The sequence below is a fragment of the Pseudomonas sp. PS1(2021) genome (assembly GCF_020405165.1).
GTDB classification, from domain to species: Bacteria; Pseudomonadota; Gammaproteobacteria; order Pseudomonadales; family Pseudomonadaceae; genus Pseudomonas; species Pseudomonas aeruginosa.
Genome location: NZ_CP084484.1, coordinates 4,068,383 through 4,084,935 on the forward strand (window position 1 = coordinate 4,068,383; position 16,553 = coordinate 4,084,935).

12 protein-coding genes are annotated in these 16,553 nt (G+C 67.1%); 7 read left to right on the forward strand and 5 right to left on the reverse strand.

Going from position 1 to position 16,553, the window contains the following annotated elements; all coding sequences use genetic code 11:
• Positions 1-119 precede the first annotated feature (119 nt).
• Together putP and putA are read right to left on the reverse strand one after the other, a co-directional pair.
• Positions 120-1,640, reverse strand: a complete 1,521-nt coding sequence (putP, locus tag LE197_RS19580) for a sodium/proline symporter PutP (RefSeq protein WP_003103073.1) — start codon at positions 1,638-1,640, stop codon at positions 120-122.
• Positions 1,641-1,951: 311 nt separating this feature from the next.
• Entirely contained in the window at positions 1,952-5,134 is a 3,183-nt protein-coding gene (putA, locus tag LE197_RS19585; RefSeq protein WP_003114187.1) for a bifunctional proline dehydrogenase/L-glutamate gamma-semialdehyde dehydrogenase PutA, read from the reverse strand.
• A 463-nt stretch (positions 5,135-5,597) separates the two neighbouring features.
• On the opposite strand from putA, the gene LE197_RS19590 reads away from it, so the two are divergent.
• Complete coding sequence (locus tag LE197_RS19590; RefSeq protein WP_003101985.1) at positions 5,598-7,661, forward strand: TonB-dependent receptor; 2,064 nt, start codon at positions 5,598-5,600, stop codon at positions 7,659-7,661.
• A gap of 120 nt (positions 7,662-7,781) precedes the next feature.
• Here LE197_RS19590 and LE197_RS19595 read toward each other — a convergent pair whose 3' ends face one another.
• A complete protein-coding gene (locus tag LE197_RS19595; RefSeq protein WP_003085585.1) occupies positions 7,782-8,534 on the reverse strand; it encodes an AraC family transcriptional regulator in 753 nt (250 codons plus the stop codon).
• A gap of 190 nt (positions 8,535-8,724) precedes the next feature.
• On the opposite strand from LE197_RS19595, the gene lon reads away from it, so the two are divergent.
• The 6 genes from lon to cmoB all read left to right on the forward strand — a co-directional run bounded on the left by lon (position 8,725) and on the right by cmoB (position 15,004).
• Positions 8,725-11,124 (forward strand): endopeptidase La, encoded by a 2,400-nt coding sequence (gene lon / locus LE197_RS19600; RefSeq protein WP_003101982.1) that lies wholly within the window; start codon positions 8,725-8,727, stop codon positions 11,122-11,124.
• 110 nt (positions 11,125-11,234) lie between these two features.
• The gene (locus LE197_RS19605) at positions 11,235-11,639 is read left to right on the forward strand and encodes a protease inhibitor I42 family protein (RefSeq protein ID WP_023109144.1); all 405 of its coding nucleotides are present in this window, start codon (positions 11,235-11,237) and stop codon (positions 11,637-11,639) included.
• Positions 11,640-11,737: 98 nt separating this feature from the next.
• Positions 11,738-12,490 carry a substrate-binding periplasmic protein gene (locus tag LE197_RS19610; RefSeq protein WP_226033696.1) on the forward strand — a complete coding sequence of 251 codons (753 nt, stop codon included), beginning with the start codon at positions 11,738-11,740 and terminating at the stop codon, positions 12,488-12,490.
• Between the two features lie 131 nt (positions 12,491-12,621).
• Positions 12,622-13,194, forward strand: a complete 573-nt coding sequence (locus LE197_RS19615) for a hypothetical protein (protein WP_003085577.1) — start codon at positions 12,622-12,624, stop codon at positions 13,192-13,194.
• A gap of 104 nt (positions 13,195-13,298) precedes the next feature.
• Positions 13,299-14,039, forward strand: coding sequence for a carboxy-S-adenosyl-L-methionine synthase CmoA (gene cmoA, locus LE197_RS19620; protein WP_003123029.1), 741 nt, complete (start codon positions 13,299-13,301; stop codon positions 14,037-14,039).
• On the forward strand, positions 14,036-15,004 hold the full coding sequence (gene cmoB, locus LE197_RS19625) for a tRNA 5-methoxyuridine(34)/uridine 5-oxyacetic acid(34) synthase CmoB (protein WP_003085573.1): 969 nt from the start codon (positions 14,036-14,038) through the stop codon (positions 15,002-15,004). The genes cmoA and cmoB overlap by 4 nt, the downstream gene beginning before the upstream one ends.
• An 88-nt stretch (positions 15,005-15,092) precedes the next feature.
• On the opposite strand, the gene pdxJ is transcribed toward cmoB, so the two are convergent.
• Positions 15,093-15,839 (reverse strand): pyridoxine 5'-phosphate synthase, encoded by a 747-nt coding sequence (pdxJ, locus tag LE197_RS19630; protein ID WP_003101974.1) that lies wholly within the window; start codon positions 15,837-15,839, stop codon positions 15,093-15,095.
• On the reverse strand, positions 15,832-16,533 hold the full coding sequence (gene recO / locus LE197_RS19635; protein ID WP_003101972.1) for a DNA repair protein RecO: 702 nt from the start codon (positions 16,531-16,533) through the stop codon (positions 15,832-15,834). The genes pdxJ and recO overlap by 8 nt, the downstream gene beginning before the upstream one ends.
• Positions 16,534-16,553: the final 20 nt, after the last annotated feature.

Below are 16,553 nucleotides of genomic sequence, written 5' to 3' on the forward strand. Positions count from 1 at the left end.
CGGCTGCCGTTATCCGTCCTGCGCGGAGAGGCGCAGCAGCCGCCGGAAAAAACGACGGCCCGCACCTTGCGGGGCGGGCCGTCTCCATGCGCGGGCGCTTTACCCGCCCGCAGGCTCGATCAGCGCTGGGTTACCGGAGCGGCGGAGCCCTGGTGCGCCTCGCGGTACTCCTGCTCCGCATCGTCGAAGCGCTTGAGCATGCTCGTCGAAGGCGCCTTGCCGAGCAGGCTGAAGACGACGATGGCGACGCTGGCGAAGAGGAAGCCGGGGATGATCTCGTACAGGCCGGTCCAGCCCAACAGGTTCTTCCACAGGATCACCGTCGCCGCGCCGACGATCATGCCGGCCAGCGCGCCGTTGCGGGTCATCCGCTTCCACAGCAGGGAGAACAGCACCAGCGGGCCGAAGGCGGCGCCGAAGCCGGCCCAGGCATAGGACACCAGGCCGAGCACGCGGTTTTCCGGGTTGGAGGCCAGCCAGATGGCGATCACCGCCACCAGCAGCACCATGGCGCGACCGACCCAGACCAGTTCCAGCTGGCTGGCGCCCTTGCGCAGGAAGGCCTTGTAGAAGTCCTCGGTGAGCGCCGAGGAGCAGACCAGCAGCTGGCAGCTCAGGGTGCTCATGACCGCGGCGAGGATGGCGGACAGCAACACGCCGGCGATCCACGGGTTGAACAGGATCTTGGCCAGCTCGATGAATACCCGCTCGGGGTTCTCGCTGACCGCGCCGGCCTGCTCCGGATGCGCCTGGAAGTAGGCGATGCCGAAGAAGCCCACGGCCACGGCGCCACCGAGGCAGAGGATCATCCAGGTCATGGAGATGCGGCGCGCGGCCGGGATCGATTTCACCGAGTCGGCGGCCATGAAGCGCGCCAGGATGTGCGGCTGGCCGAAGTAGCCCAGGCCCCAGGCCATCAGCGAGATCACGCCGATGAAGGAGGCGCCCTTGAGCATGTCGAAGCTGGTCGCGTCCTTCAGCTCGATGGCGGTGAAGGTCGGCTCGACGCCGCCGGTGGCGAGCATCACGATCACCGGGGTGAGGATCAGCGCGAAGATCATCAGCGAGGCCTGCACGGTGTCGGTCCAGCTCACCGCGAGGAAGCCACCGATGAAGGTGTAGGCGATGGTCGCCGCGGCGCCGGCCCACAGCGCGGTCTCGTAGGAGAGGCCGAAGGTGCTCTCGAACAGGCGCGCACCGGCGACGATGCCGGAAGCGCAGTAGATGGTGAAGAACACCAGGATCACCAGGGCCGAGAAGATCCGCAGCAGGCGGCTGTTGTCCTCGAAGCGGTTGGTGAAGTAGTCGGGCAGGGTCAGCGCGTTGCCGTTGTGCTCGGTCTGCACCCGCAGGCGGCCGGCGACGAACAGCCAGTTGAGGTAGGCGCCGACGATCAGGCCGATGGCGATCCAGCTTTCGGACAGGCCGGACAGGTACACCGCGCCGGGCAGGCCCATCAGCAGCCAGCCGCTCATATCGGAGGCGCCGGCGGACAGCGCCGTGACGAAGCTGCCGAGGCTGCGGCCACCGAGGATGTAGTCGGAGAAGTTGTTGGTGGAGCGATATGCCGCCAGGCCGATCAGGACCATGGCCGCGATGTAGATCACGAAGGTGATCAGCGTGGGCGTATTGACACTCATAGGGACTCCCCTATTGCTTGTTTTTATCCGGGCCCTTGCGTGTGCAAGCAACGGGTAGCGGGCCCTTGGTTGGCAGAATGGCGCTTGTGGCGTCACTCCGTGAGCGCTTGCCGGAGCAAGCCGGAAACGTGGGTGGCCTCAAACGAGTCCGAACAGGCCCACGCCTCACGATCCCTCCCCTGTCGGGCAGGGAAAATCGTCCTTTATGGTCCGTTCCGGGCACGCACCGGAACGGCGGTCATTTCCCTCGGCGTTCGCTGCGGCGAACCCCGGAAACCGACCCGGGCGCCAAGGCGCCCGGGAACGGAGTATCACTCGGCGTCGGCCAGCGACAGCAGCGACGCGTTGCCGCCCACCGCGGTGGTGTTCACCGACGTGGTGCGCTCGCTGACGAAACGCAGCAGGTAGTTCGGCCCGCCGGCCTTGGGACCGGTGCCGGACAGGCCGTGGCCGCCGAACGGTTGCACGCCCACCACCGCGCCGATCTGGTTGCGGTTGATGTAGAGGTTGCCGACCCGCGCCAGCTCTTCGATGCGACGGGCGGTTTCCTCGTTGCGGCTATGGACCCCCATGGTCAGGCCGAAACCGGTGGCGTTGATCGCCTGCACGACCTTTTCCAGGTCCTGCGCGGCATAACGCACCACGTGCAGCACCGGGCCGAAGTTCTCTTTCTTCAGCTCGTCGATGCCGCTGATCTCGAACGCGACGGGAGCGACGAAGTGACCGTTCAGGTTGCCCGGCACCTTGGTCTCGGCGATCAGCTTGCCGGCGGCCTTCAGCGCGGCGATGTGCTGCTCCAGGCCGGCCTTGGCCTCGGCGTCGATCACCGGGCCGACGTCGCTGACGCGCACCTCGGTCGGGCCGACCTTCAGCTCGGCCATGGCGCCCTTCAGCAACTCGATCACCCGCTCGGCGATGTCCTGCTGCACGTACATCACGCGCAGCGCGGAGCAGCGCTGGCCGGCGCTGGTGAACGCGGATTGTACCGCATCCTTGATCACCTGTTCCGGCAAAGCGGTGGAATCGACGATCATCGCGTTCTGCCCGCCGGTCTCGGCGATCAGGGTGGCGATGGCGCCGGGCTTCTCGGCCAGTTGGCGGTTGATGATGCGGGCGGTGTCGGTGGAGCCGGTGAAGGCCACCCCGGCGACCCGCGCGTCACGGCAGAACACGCCGCCGAGGGTGGCGCCGTCGCCCGGCAGCAGGGCGATAACGTCCTTCGGCAGGCCGGCTTCGAACATCAGTTCGACGGTGCGCGCGGCGATCAGGCTGGTCTGCTCGGCCGGCTTGGCCAGCACGGTGTTGCCGGCCACCAGCGCGGCGCTGATCTGGCCGAGGAAGATCGCCAGCGGGAAGTTCCACGGGCTGACGCAGGCGAAGATGCCGCGGCCTTCGTAGAACAGCTCGTTGCGCTCGCCGGTCGGGCCGCGCAGTTCCTCGCGGACCAGGCGCTGGCGGGCCTGCTGGGCGTAGTAGCGGCAGAAGTCGACCGCCTCGCGGATCTCGTCGATACCATCCTGCAACGACTTGCCGGCTTCCAGGGTGCACAGCGCCATCAGCTCGCCGCGCTGGGCTTCCAGCAGGTCGGCGAGACGCTCGAGGATGCCGGCACGCTCGTCCACCGGGGTGGCGCTCCAGCGCGGCCAGGCCGCCTGCAACACGTCGAGGGCCTTGCCGGCCTGCTCGGCGGACGCGTACTGGACGCTGCCGACCAGCCTCTCCAGGTCGTACGGGCAACGCACTTCGTGGGCCGGGCCGGAGAGCTTCTCGCCGTTGACGATCGGCGCGGCTTGCCACTGGCGGGTCAGGTGCGGCTTGTAGGCGAGCTCCAGCTCGTTCCACTGGTTCTGGATGTTCATGTTGATGCCCTGGGAGTTTTTCCGCCCGGCGCCGAAGATCGCCTGGGGCAGAGGGATACGGTCGTTGGCCAGCGTCTTGAACTGGCGCAGTTGGGTAACCGGGTGCTGGATCAGCGTCTCCACCGGCACGCGCGGGTCCACCAGCTTGTGCACGAAGGAAGAGTTGGCGCCGTTCTCCAGCAGGCGGCGGACCAGGTACGGCAGCAGGTCCTTGTGCGCGCCGACCGGGGCGTAGATGCGCACGTTGCGGCGGTACTTTTCGATCACCGTGTCGTACAGCGCGTCGCCCATGCCGTGCAGGCGCTGGAACTCGAAGTCGCGCTCCTCGCCGCCGGCGGCCCTGGCTTCGTCGGCCAGGGCGAGGATGGCGGTCACGGTGTGGGCGTTGTGGCTGGCGAACTGCGGGTAGATCACCCCGCGGGTGTGCTCGCTGAGCAGGTAGCGGGCGCAGGCCAGGTAGGAAGTGTCGGTGCCTTCCTTGCGGGTGTAGACGGGGTAGCCATCGGCGCCCTGCACCTGGCACTGCTTGATCTCGCTGTCCCAGTAGGCACCCTTCACCAGGCGCAGCGGGATGCGTGCGCCAAGCTCGCGGCCGAGCAGGGTCAGCCATACCAGCACCGGCAGGCAGCGCTTGGAGTAGGCCTGGATGACCAGGCCGAACTCGCCCCAGCCGGCGATGGCCGGGTCGCGCATCAGCTTCTCGTAGAGTTCGAGGGACAGCTCCAGGCGATCGGCTTCCTCGGCGTCGATGGTGATGCCGACGTTCAGCTTGCGCGCGCGCACCGCCAGTTCCAGGACATTGGCGAACAGCTCGCTGAGCACCCGCTCGCGTTGCGCCACTTCGTAGCGCGGATGCAGCGCCGAGAGCTTGATCGAGATCGACGGCCGCGGCCCCGGACCGACCTGCGGCTCGGCGCCGACGGTGTCGATGGCCTGGCGGTAGTCGGCCATGTATTTCTCGGCGTCGGCGGCGGTCAGCGCGGCCTCGCCGAGCATGTCGAAGGAATAGGTGTAGCCCTGCTCGCGGCATGGACGACCGTTCTTCAGCGCTTCGGAGATGGTCCGGCCAAGCACGAACTGCTTGCCCATCAGCTTCATCGCCTGGTTCATCGCGGCGCGGATCACCGGTTCGCCAGAGCGCTGCACCAGCCGGCTGATGACGCTCGGGGCGCGGCCGTCGGTGCGTTCGTCGATGTTCACCACCTTGCCGGTCATCACCAGGCCCCAGGCGGCGAAATTGACCAGAACGTTGTCGCTCTGGCCGAGATGGCGCTGCCAGTCGGCGGCGGACAGCTTGTCGCGGATCAGCGCGTCGGCGGTCGCCGCGTCAGGCACACGCAACAGCGCCTCGGCCAGACACATCAGCATCAGGCCTTCCTGGGTGTCCAGGCTGTATTGGCGCAGGAGTGCGTCGAGGGTATCGACGGCGTTGTCCCGGCTGCGCACGGTTTCGATCAGTGCGCGGGCGTTGCGGCGGATAGCCTCGATGCCGTCGGGACCGGGGTCGGCGAGCTGCAGCAGTTCGCCCAGGTAGGCTTCCTCGTCGACCGCGTAGTTGGCGCTGATGACAGGGAAGAATTCGGCTGCGGACCGGGTCTGGTCCTCGCCCTGCAAGACGTGACTGGCTTTGAACATCACGCCCTCCTCTTGTGGAGCCATTGTTATTGAAAGAAGTCCGGCCAGGCGTCCATTGCCCGGGGCACCGCCGCCGGCGGGTTGTGCCGGCGGCGCGGCACATCCTGTGGCGCGGGAATACGGATCAGTATGGGTCAGGCCCATTCCGCCGGCGCGAGGCACCAGCGGATAGCGGAATGTAGTGGCTGCGAGAGGGGCGATTCTTGCGAAAGACTCTGGAGTTTTTGCGGAAAACTCCTGGCTGCGGAACTTTCCCGTTCCTCTTCGCCGGCAGGCATGCGGACATTGCCGCTGCACGTCGGCACGACGCCATGCAGAGTGGCTACGCGGGTCTACCGACACAAAAAGAAATAATATAACATCCCAATAAATACGCCGATCCGACCCCGTCGCCCTTCCTCCGGGAAGGGCCTGGGTTCGCTTTGGCCTGAAAAAAGTCCGACCCATGACCATGGAGCCCGCAATGTCCTCTTCCGGCCTTTTCCCTTCCCGTCCGCTCTGGCCTCTCACGCCACTGGCGCTGGCCTGCCTGATCGTTTCGGGGGAAACGCTCGGCGCCGACGGCCGCCCCAGCGAATTGCCCTCCCAGGTGATCACCGCCAACCCGCTGGGCAACGAATCTCCCGCCACGCCCAGCAGCGTGCTCGAAGGCGACGAGCTGACCCTGCGACAGAAAGGCAGCCTCGGCGAAACCCTCAACGGCCTGCCCGGGGTGTCCTCCACCTACTTCGGACCGGGCGCCAGCCGACCGGTGATCCGCGGCATGGACGGTGATCGCATCCGCCTGCTGCGCAACGGCGTCGGTGCGCTCGACGCCTCGTCGCTGTCCTACGACCACGCGGTGCCGGAAGACCCCAACAGCGTCGAGCGCCTGGAAGTGGTACGCGGCCCGGCCGCCCTGCTCTACGGCGGCAATGCCATCGGCGGGGTGGTGAACAGCTTCGACAACCGCATCCCCAGCGAACCCGTCGACGGCATCCACGGCAGCGGCGAACTGCGCTACGGCGGCGCCGACACCACCCGTAGCCGCTCCGGCGCACTGGAGGCCGGCGACGGCAACTTCGCCCTGCACGTGGACGCCGCCAGCCGCGAGTTCAACGACGTCAGGATTCCCGGCTACGCCCATTCCAGCCGCCAGCGGCAGATCGACGGCGACACCGGCAAGCATCGGGTGCAGAACAGCGACGGCCGCCAGGACGGCGGCGCCGTCGGTGGCTCCTATCACTGGGAGCACGGTTACGCCGGCCTCTCCTACAGCGGCTACGACAGCAACTATGGCTCGCCGGCCGAGGACGACGTGCGCCTGAAGATGCAGCAGGACCGCTACGCCTTCGCCTCCGAGATCCGCGACCTCGAAGGCCCGTTCACCTCGCTGAAGCTGGACGCCGCCTATACCAAGTACGAGCACAAGGAAATCGAGGACGGCGAGACCGGCACCACCTTCAAGAACGAAGGCTACGAAGGCCGCATCGAGGCCCGCCACCGCCCGCTCGGCCCGCTGAACGGGGTGGTCGGCGCGCAGTTCGCCAACAGCCGCTTCTCCGCCCTCGGCGAGGAAGCCTTCGTGCCGCACACGGAAACCGACAGCGCCGCGCTGTTCGCCCTGGAGGAATGGAAGCTCAGCGACCGCCTCGACCTCAGCTTCGGCGCCCGCCTGGAGCACACCCGCGTGGACCCCGACGCCAAGGGCAACGAGCGCTTCGCCGAGAACGACGGTTCGCAGAGCTTCACCACCGGCAGCCTGTCCACCGGCGCGGTGTACAAGCTGACGCCGATCTGGTCGCTGGCCGCCACCCTCAGCTACACCGAGCGCGCCCCGACCTTCTACGAGCTGTACGCCAACGGTCCGCACGCCGCCACCGGCACCTACGAGGTAGGCGATGCCGACGCGGACAAGGAAAAGGCGGTCTCCACCGACCTCGCCCTGCGCTTCGACAACGGCGTGCACAAGGGCAGCGTCGGGGTGTTCTACAGCCGCTTCTCCAACTACATCGGCCTGCTCGCCAGCGGTCGCCATCGCAACGAGGAAGGCGAAGTGGTCGCCGCCGGCGATGACGAGGCGCTGCCGGAATACCTCTACAGCGGCGTTCGCGCGGACTTCTACGGCGTCGAGGCGCAGGACCGCATCCACCTGCTGGAAAGCCCGTACGGCAACTTCGACCTGGAACTCTCCGGGGACTACACCCGCGCCAAGAACAAGGACACCGGCGAACCGCTGCCACGCATCGCCCCGCTGCGCCTGAACACCGCGCTGATCTGGGAGTTGCAGCAGTGGCAGGCGCGGGTCGACGTCGAACACGCCGCCTCGCAGCACCGCGTGCCGGAGGAAGAACTCTCCACCGACGGCTACACCACCCTCGGCGCCAGCCTCGGCTACAACTTCGACCTCGGCGAGAGCCGCTGGCTGGCCTTCGTCAAGGGCACCAACCTGACCAACCAGACCGTGCGCTACGCCAGTTCGATCCTGCGCGACCGGGTGCCGGCGGCGGGACGCGGCATCGAGGCGGGGGTGAAGGTGGCGTTCTGAGACAGGCCGTGCGGGACGAATTCGCTCGGCGGATGACGTCCGCGCCGTTATCCGTCCTACACCACTCCCGGTAGGGCGAATAACCGCCTGCGGTTATCCGCCGAAGGTGGCGGATGGCGCTCAGCCCTTGCGCAGCGACTTCGGCGTCAGCCCCAGGTAGCGGCGCATCGCCGTGGTCAGCGCGCTCTGGCTGGAGAAGCCGCATTCCTCGGCGATCCGCACCAGAGGCAGGCGGCTTTCCCGCAGCAACCGCGCGGCGCAGTCGAGGCGGACCTTGAGCAGGTACTGGTGCGGGGTCAGGCCGACGCTGTCCTTGAACTGCGCGTGGAAATGGCTCGGGCTGAGACAGGCGACCTGGGCCAGTTCGGCGACCGTGATGCGCCGCGCCAGGTTCCGCACGATATGCGCGTCCAGGCGCTCCAGGTCGAGCGGCCCGCTGGCCGCCAGGGGCTGCTGCTCGCCGAACAGGCGCAGGTGCAGGGCGCGGATCAGCACTCCGCCGAGGGCACGGGTCAGCAGCGGGTCGCTGCCGTAGCGGGCCAGTTCGGCGCCGGCGTAGCTGAGCAGGTTCTGGAAGTCGGCGTCCAGGGTCGGGTAGCGCGGCGCCTCGAACAGGCGCGCGAGCAGGTCGGGGTCTTCCGGGGTCGGGTTGTCCTCGCCCAGGTCGATGATCAGCATGCGGTTGTCGCCCACCCCGGCGAACACGTGGCCCGCCTCGCCCGGCACCAGGCAGGCGCGCATCCGGCAGACTTCCCCGCCACAGCCGTTGACCTCGAATTCGGCGCGCCCGGCCAGCGACATCACCAGTTGGTGATGCTCGTGGGCGTGGGTGTGCGACTGGTCGGGCAGACGGATGAGGCGGGTGTCGAACATGAACGGCAACTGCTCAATTTTTGCGCACTCTACTCGACTTGCCCGACGCTGCCCAGCACCTTGCCGCAAGTGGTACCCGCGTACCGCGTGCTGCGTGGAAACCTTCGGCAACATCCTTGAACGGACAGGGATTGAAACCCGCCCCCGGGGCCCCATCTAGACTCTCATGTTTCAGTCAGTCAGGTGCCTCATGAGCGACCAGGACGTTAATCCCGAACACATCAGCGACGCGCAGCCCGCCGGCACCGGCCTGGTGCTGCCCGGCCAGACCCTGCCGACCACCCTCTACGTGATCCCGATCCACAACCGCCCGTTCTTCCCGGCGCAGGTGCTGCCGGTGATCGTCAACGAAGAACCCTGGGCGGAAACCCTCGAACTGGTGGCCAAGACCGACCACCATTCGCTGGCCCTGTTCTTCATGGACAATCCTCCGGAAGACCCGCGCCACTTCGACGTCAACAGCCTGCCCGAGCACGGCACGCTGGTCCGAGTGCACCATGCCTCGCGCGAGGGCGGCAAGCTGCAGTTCGTCGCCCAGGGCCTGTCGCGGGTGCGTATCCGGGGCTGGATCAAGCGCCATCGTCCGCCGTTCATGGTGGAGGTGGACTATCCGAAGACCCCGATCGATCCCAGTGACGAAGTGAAGGCCTACGGCATGGCCCTGATCAACGCGATCAAGGAGCTGCTGCCGCTCAATCCGCTGTACAGCGAGGAACTGAAGAACTACCTGAACCGCTTCAGTCCCAACGACCCGTCGCCACTCACCGACTTCGCCGCGGCCCTGACCACCGCGCCCGGCGGCGAACTGCAGGAAGTGCTGGACACCGTGCCGATCCTCAAGCGGATGGAGAAGGTCTTGCCGCTGCTGCGCAAGGAAGTGGAAGTCGCGCGCCTGCAGAAGGAACTGTCCGCCGAGGTCAACCGCAAGATCGGCGAACACCAGCGCGAATTCTTCCTCAAGGAACAGTTGAAGATCATCCAGCAGGAGCTGGGCATCACCAAGGACGACAAGAGCGCCGACGCCGACGAATTCCGCGCCCGCCTGGAAGGCAAGGTGCTGCCCGAGCAGGCGCGCAAGCGTATCGACGAAGAGCTGAACAAGCTGTCGATCCTCGAGAGCGGCTCGCCCGAGTACGCCGTCACCCGCAACTACCTGGACTGGGCCACAGCCCTGCCCTGGGGCGTGTACGGCAAGGACAAGCTCGACCTCAAGCATGCGCGCAAGGTCCTCGACAAGCATCACGCGGGCCTCGACGACATCAAGGATCGCATCCTCGAGTTCCTCGCCGTGGGTAGTTTCAAGGGCGAGATCGCCGGCTCCATCGTGCTCCTGGTCGGCCCGCCGGGAGTGGGCAAGACCAGCATCGGCAAATCCATCGCCGAGAGCCTCGGCCGGCCGTTCTACCGTTTCAGCGTCGGCGGCATGCGCGACGAGGCGGAGATCAAGGGCCACCGCCGCACCTACATCGGCGCCCTGCCCGGCAAGCTGGTGCAGGCGTTGAAGGAAGTCGAGGTGATGAACCCGGTGATCATGCTCGACGAGATCGACAAGCTCGGCGCCAGCTACCAGGGCGACCCGGCCTCGGCGCTGCTGGAAACCCTCGACCCGGAGCAGAACGTCGAATTCCTCGACCACTACCTGGACCTGCGCCTGGACCTGTCCAAGGTGCTGTTCGTCTGCACCGCCAACACCCTCGACTCGATCCCCGGACCGCTCCTCGACCGGATGGAAGTGATCCGCCTGTCCGGCTACATCTCCGAGGAAAAACTGGCCATCGCCAAGCGCCACCTGTGGCCCAAGCAGTTGGAAAAGGCCGGCGTACCCAAGGGCCGCCTGAGCATCAGCGATGCCGCGCTGCGCGCGGTGATCGAGGGCTATGCGCGGGAAGCCGGGGTGCGCCAGTTGGAGAAACAGCTCGGCAAGCTGGTGCGCAAGTCGGTGGTCAAACTGCTGGAGGATCCCGAGTCGAAGGTGAAGATCGGTCCCAGGGACCTCGAGGACTACCTCGGCATGCCGGTGTTCCGCAGCGAGCAGGTGCTTTCCGGGATCGGCGTGATCACCGGGCTGGCCTGGACCAGCATGGGCGGCGCCACCCTGCCGATCGAGGCGACCCGCATCCACACGCTGAACCGTGGCTTCAAGCTCACCGGCCAGCTCGGCGACGTGATGAAGGAATCCGCCGAGATCGCCTATAGCTACATCGGCTCGCACCTGAAGAAGTATGGCGGCGACCCGACCTTCTTCGACCAGGCGTTCGTCCACCTGCACGTGCCGGAAGGTGCCACGCCCAAGGACGGTCCCAGCGCCGGCGTCACCATGGCCAGCGCCCTGCTCTCCCTGGCGCGCAACCAGGTGCCGAAGAAAGGCGTGGCGATGACCGGCGAACTGACCCTGACCGGCCAGGTCCTGCCCATCGGCGGGGTCCGCGAGAAGGTGATCGCCGCGCGCCGGCAGAAGATCTTCGAGCTGATCCTGCCGGAAGCCAACCGCGGCCACTTCGAAGAGTTGCCCGACTATCTCAGGGAAGGGCTGACCGTGCATTTCGCCAAGCGCTACGGCGACGTGGCCAAGGTGCTGTTCCCGGCCTGAGCCGGCGGCGGATGGCCGACCGGTTCGGCCGTCCGCCGCGCCAACCTTGGCACTCGGGCGCCAGCAAGGTTTATGCTGGCGCCCTTTCCATTCGAGCCGAGGAGCGCTGCATGTCCTTTTCCCCCTCCCGTCTGCTGCTGCCATTGTCCATCGTGGTCCTGGCCGGCTGCGCCGGGCAACAGAAGCCGGTGGTCACCCTGGAAGACGCCGACGACTGTTCGCCGCTGAAGCTGACGCAAGGCCAGGAACTGGTGCTGACCCTGCCGAGCAATCCCACCACCGGCTTCCGCTGGGAACTGCGCAACCCTGCTGCCAGCGTGCTCAAGCGCCTTGGCCCGGAGGTCTACAGCAATTCCGAAGAAGACAGCGGCCTGGTTGGCAACGGCGGCGAATCGACCTGGCGCTTCCGCGTCGCCGCCAGCGGCGACGACCGCCTGGAACTGGTCTACCGGCGGCCCTGGGAAAAGGACGCGGAACCGGCGGAAAGCTTTTCCTGCGCGATCCAGGTGCGCTGAAACCGCTGCCCGCGGCGGACACATTCTGTACGAAGACCGACGTCCTGCGCCGTGGCGACCTGGCCTATCCTGACAGGCCCCGTCGCCCTGAGGACTCCATGCTCCGCGCCTCCTTCGTCCTGCTCGCCCTGTCCTGCGCCGCTCCTCTGCTCTCGCTGGCCGAACCGTTGCGCTTCGCAGGCGACGACGGCTGCCCCTACCTGTGCCCTGGCACGCCGCAGCGGCCCGGCTACCTGGTCGAGGCGCTCAGCCAGGTCCTTCGGGAGCCACCGCACTTCGACAGCCTGCCCTGGCCGCGCGCCGTGCAGATGGTCCGCGACGGCCATCGCGACGGCCTGGTCGGCGCCTATGGACTCGACGGCCTGCGGGTCGGCAGCGAGCCCATCGGCTGGGTCGGGCTGGCCTTCTATACCCGCCACGACAGCGACTGGCACTACTCCGGCGATGCATCCCTGCTCGGCCAGCGCCTGGGCCTCGCCCAGGGCTACGTGAACAATCCGCGCTTCGAAGCCTGGCGCAGCCAGGCCGGCGACGACGACCTGCACCTGCAGGTCCTCGGCGGCGAGCGCGTGCTGCCGCGCAACCTGCAGAAACTGCTGCTCGGCCGCATCGACGTGCTATTGGAAGACCGCGACATCATCGAGCACTACCTGGAGCATCATCCGCAGCTCGCCGGACAGATCCGCCGCGCCGGCGAACTACCCGGGCGGCAGCCGCTGCACGTCGGCCTCAGCCCGCACCTGCCGGAGGTCGACGCGCGTCTCGCGGAACTCGACGAAGGGCTACGCCAACTGCGTCGCGAAGGCAACCTGAAGGTCCTCGGCGAGCGCTATAGGCTTTCTTTCGAATGACTTTCCGGGCCGCCGGAAATCCGCCGCCAGACCAGCAACCACGCTGCTTTCAGCCGATTGAATAAATTCCGGCAGGCCTTTTTGGCGTCGTCTATTACTCAATCTACGACGGCACCGAAAGGAGGCGCGTCATGGGCACCGCTCTTCGTTACTCACTGCTCTGGGCATCCACTGTCTTCGTTTCCTCCTGCGGCAGCCTGCTGCCCAGCGAACGAGCGGAAGTCCAATCCCCCTTCGTCGACTACCTCGATGCCGAACTGCGCTATTCCCAGGCGCAACCCGGCAGCACGACCCGTTCGCAGCTGTTCGGGCTGGGTTTCGATCCATTGACCCAGGGCAACGGCCGCATGCTGTCGTTCATCGACGTGCGGCTCATGTTCATCCAGCCGAACATCCCCATCGATTACCTGCCGGGCGGCCTGGTGCAATGCCTGGAAGCGAAGGACCGTTGCATCGGCTACGCCTTCGATTTCAGCAAGACCGACACCCAGCGGGTCGGCAGCTTCTGGGCGGACGTGTTCAACTTCCGCAAGAAACGGGAGTTGCAGGGCTGGTCGTTCAAGGCGGTGTTCGTCTTCGTCAACGACGTGCTGGTGCACAAGGTCAGCAACGGCGAACCGAACATCCATCGCCTGGAAGACAAGAAGAACCCGCTGGGTCCGCTGCAGGGCGCGGGAGAGTACTTCTCCGACAAGCTCAGGTGATTCGCCTGCGCGCATGGGTGAATCGTCGCCGCGCAGTTGGGCGACGCTCATCCCTCGGCTACAATTCGGCCCCCTGAAAAGCCGTGATGCCCGAGGTCACCCGCGTGAGCGAGTCCGATCGCCTGTTCGCCCAACCCCAGCAACGTGTCGCCGACTTCGTGTTCAACGAAGACGTGGTGCGCGTGTTCCCCGACATGATCAAGCGCTCCGTGCCGGGCTACCCCACCATCGTCGAGAACATCGGCGTACTCGGCGCGCAGTTCGCCCAGCCGAACAGCGTGCTCTACGACCTCGGCTGCTCGCTCGGCGCGGTCACCCAGTCGCTACGCCGCCACGTCCGCAACGACGGCTGCCGGGTGATCGGGGTGGACAACTCGCACGCGATGATCGAGCGCTGCAGTGAATACCTGCATGCCCAGGACGCCATGTACCAGGAGCTGCTGCCGGTCGAGCTGATCGAGGCCGACATTCTCGCCCTGGACCTGCAACCCACCTCGCTGGTGGCGATGAACTTCACCCTGCAGTTCGTCGCCCCCGACCAGCGCCTCGGCCTGCTGCGCAGGATCCGCCAGGCACTGCTGCCCGGCGGCGCGCTGATCCTCTCGGAGAAACTGCGCTTCGCCGATGCGCAGGAGCACGCGCTGCTCACCGACCTGCACATCGCCTTCAAGCGTGCCAACGGCTACAGCGAGCTGGAGATCGCGCAGAAGCGCAGCGCGCTGGAAAACGTCATGCTCCCCGACACCTTCGAGGAACACCGTGAACGGCTGCTGGCCGCCGGCTTCAGCCGGGTCAGCCAATGGTTCCAGTGTCTCAACTTCGCCTCGATGATCGCCCTGCCATGATCCAGCACCTCGCCCTCGACGCCCTCCAGCGACACCTCGCCGGCTCTCCGCTGTACGGCTGGGCGACCAGCCTGCCCGCGCAGATCGCCGCGCGCATCGAGGAAGGCCACGGCGACCTGGCCCGTTGGTGGAGCGCGGTCCAGCGCCTGCCCCAGGTGCCCGCGCCGAAGGTCGAACTGGCCCAGCGCTTCGCCCTGCACAGCGACCACGATGCGGCGCTGCAAGCGCAGGTGAAGGAAGCGCTGCAAGGGCTGATTCCCTGGCGCAAGGGGCCGTTCGACTTCTTCGGCGTACAGGTCGATACCGAATGGCGTTCCGACTGGAAATGGGAGCGTGTCTCGCCACATGTCGAACTGCGTGGCAAACGCGTCCTCGACGTCGGCTGCGGCAACGGCTACTACCAGTGGCGCATGCTCGGCGCCGGCGCGGAAAGCGTGGTCGGGGTCGATCCGAACTGGCTGTTCCTCTGCCAGTTCCTCGCCGCCAAGCGCTACCTGCCGGAGCTGCCGGCCTGGCACCTGCCGCTGGCCCTGGAAGACCTGCCGGAGAAGCTCGAAGGCTTCGACACGGTATTCTCCATGGGCGTGCTCTATCACCGTCGCTCGCCCATCGACCACCTGCTGGCGCTCAAGGACTGCCTGAAGCGCGGCGGCGAACTGGTCCTGGAGACCCTGGTGGTGGAAGGCGACGCCAGCACCGTGCTGGTGCCCGAGGACCGCTACGCGCAGATGCGCAACGTCTGGTTCCTGCCCTCGGTAGCAGCCCTGGAGCTCTGGCTGCGCCGCGCCGGGTTCGCCGACGCGCGCTGCGTCGACGTCAGCCTGACCAGCGTCGAGGAACAACGCTCCACCGAATGGATGCGTTTCCAGTCGCTGCCGGAATTCCTCGATCCGCAGGACCGTTCGCGAACCGTCGAAGGCCTGCCGGCACCGATGCGCGCCACGCTGGTGGCGCGCAAGCCCTGACAGCGAATAGGGAAAAGCCCATCCTCGGATGGGCTTTTTTTTGCTTTCATCCGCCCCGCAGGTCGACGGGAAGCGGGGCGCGATTGCCTCAGCGCTTGGTCGCCGCGGCCAGCATCAGCGCTTTCATCTCGGCCACCGCCTGCCTGAAGCCGACGAACAGGGCGTGGGCGACGATGGCGTGGCCGATGTTCAGCTCGTTGATGCCGTCGATGGCCGCGACCGGCTCGACATTGTGGTAGTGCAGGCCATGCCCGGCGTTGACGATCAGGCCGAGGGAACGCCCGAGGGCCACGCCCTCGCGTACCCGCTGCAGTTCACGGGCCTGCTCCTCGGGGTCTTCGGCGTCGGCGTAGCGACCGGTATGCAGTTCGATAGCCGGCGCGCCGACCCGGGCGGAGGCCTCGATCTGCCGCGGATCGGGATCGATGAACAGCGACACTTCGCTGCCCACCGCAGCCAGGCGTCGCACCGCGTCGCGGATGCGCTGTTCCTGGCCGGCGACGTCGAGGCCGCCCTCGGTGGTCAGTTCCTCGCGGCGCTCGGGGACCAGGCAGCTATGCGCCGGCCGGATCTCCTCGGCGAAGGCGAGCATTTCCTCGGTGACCCCCATCTCGAAGTTCATCCGCGTCTGCAGTACTTCCTTGAGCACTCGCACGTCGCGTTCCTGGATATGCCGGCGGTCCTCGCGCAGGTGCACGGTGATACCGTCGGCGCCGGCTTCCTCGGCGTCCAGGGCGGCCTTCACCGGGTCCGGATAGCGGGTGCCCCGGGCCTGGCGCAGGGTGGCGACGTGATCGATGTTCACGCCGAGCAGAATTCGAGTGGCTTCAGTCACGGGGTGACTCCTTACGGTTCATGAACAGCTCGCGGCTGACCAGCGGCCGGCCGCCCAGATGGGGAGCGAGCGCCTGGCGCATCAGGCGCTTGGCCGCCGCCAGGGCGCCGGGGGCGCTCCAGTCGGCGTCGGCCATGGATAACAGTTCGGAGCCCTGGAACAGCCCGGGTTGCAGCTGCGCCACCGGCTCCAGGCCGGCCTCTGGCAAAAGCTGGTACAACGCCTGCGGCTCGATCGGGCGCCCATCGATGTCGACATCGAGAGCGAAACCATAGCCCAGTTGCTCCAGCAGGCGCCATTCGAACGCGCGCAGCAGCGGTTCGATGGGGCGCCCCGCCGCCAGCAGCGGCAGGGTCGCGGCGTAGTGGGCGAAGATTTCCGGCTGCGGGTCTTCCGCCGGCAACAGGCGGATCAACAGCTCGTTGAGGTAGAGACCGCTGAACAGCGCCTGGCCATTGAGCAGGTTGGGAACACCGGCGCTTTCCAGGCGGGCCACGGTCTTCAGTTCGCCGCGCCCGCGCCACTCCGCTTCCAGCGGCACGAATGGCCGCGCCAGGGCGCCAGCCTTGCCGCGGGCGCCGCGCAGGACCGCGCGCAGGCGACCCAGCGGGGTGAAGAAGTCCACCAGGGCGCTGGTTTCCTTGTACGGCCGGCTATGCAGCACGTAGGTGGCTTGGGCGGCGGCGAAGGACATGGCGGGTCGACCGGGCGCGA

Coding starts and splice junctions, on each gene's coding strand:
- LE197_RS19605 (WP_023109144.1), top strand. CDS start 11,235: ATGTCCTTTTCCCCCTCCCGTCTGCTGCTGCCATTGTCCATCGTGGTC.
- lon (WP_003101982.1), top strand. CDS start 8,725: ATGAGCGACCAGGACGTTAATCCCGAACACATCAGCGACGCGCAGCCC.
- putA (WP_003114187.1), bottom strand. CDS start 5,134: ATGTTCAAAGCCAGTCACGTCTTGCAGGGCGAGGACCAGACCCGGTCC.
- recO (WP_003101972.1), bottom strand. CDS start 16,533: ATGTCCTTCGCCGCCGCCCAAGCCACCTACGTGCTGCATAGCCGGCCG.
- LE197_RS19615 (WP_003085577.1), top strand. CDS start 12,622: ATGGGCACCGCTCTTCGTTACTCACTGCTCTGGGCATCCACTGTCTTC.
- LE197_RS19590 (WP_003101985.1), top strand. CDS start 5,598: ATGTCCTCTTCCGGCCTTTTCCCTTCCCGTCCGCTCTGGCCTCTCACG.
- LE197_RS19595 (WP_003085585.1), bottom strand. CDS start 8,534: ATGTTCGACACCCGCCTCATCCGTCTGCCCGACCAGTCGCACACCCAC.
- cmoB (WP_003085573.1), top strand. CDS start 14,036: ATGATCCAGCACCTCGCCCTCGACGCCCTCCAGCGACACCTCGCCGGC.
- LE197_RS19610 (WP_226033696.1), top strand. CDS start 11,738: ATGCTCCGCGCCTCCTTCGTCCTGCTCGCCCTGTCCTGCGCCGCTCCT.
- putP (WP_003103073.1), bottom strand. CDS start 1,640: ATGAGTGTCAATACGCCCACGCTGATCACCTTCGTGATCTACATCGCG.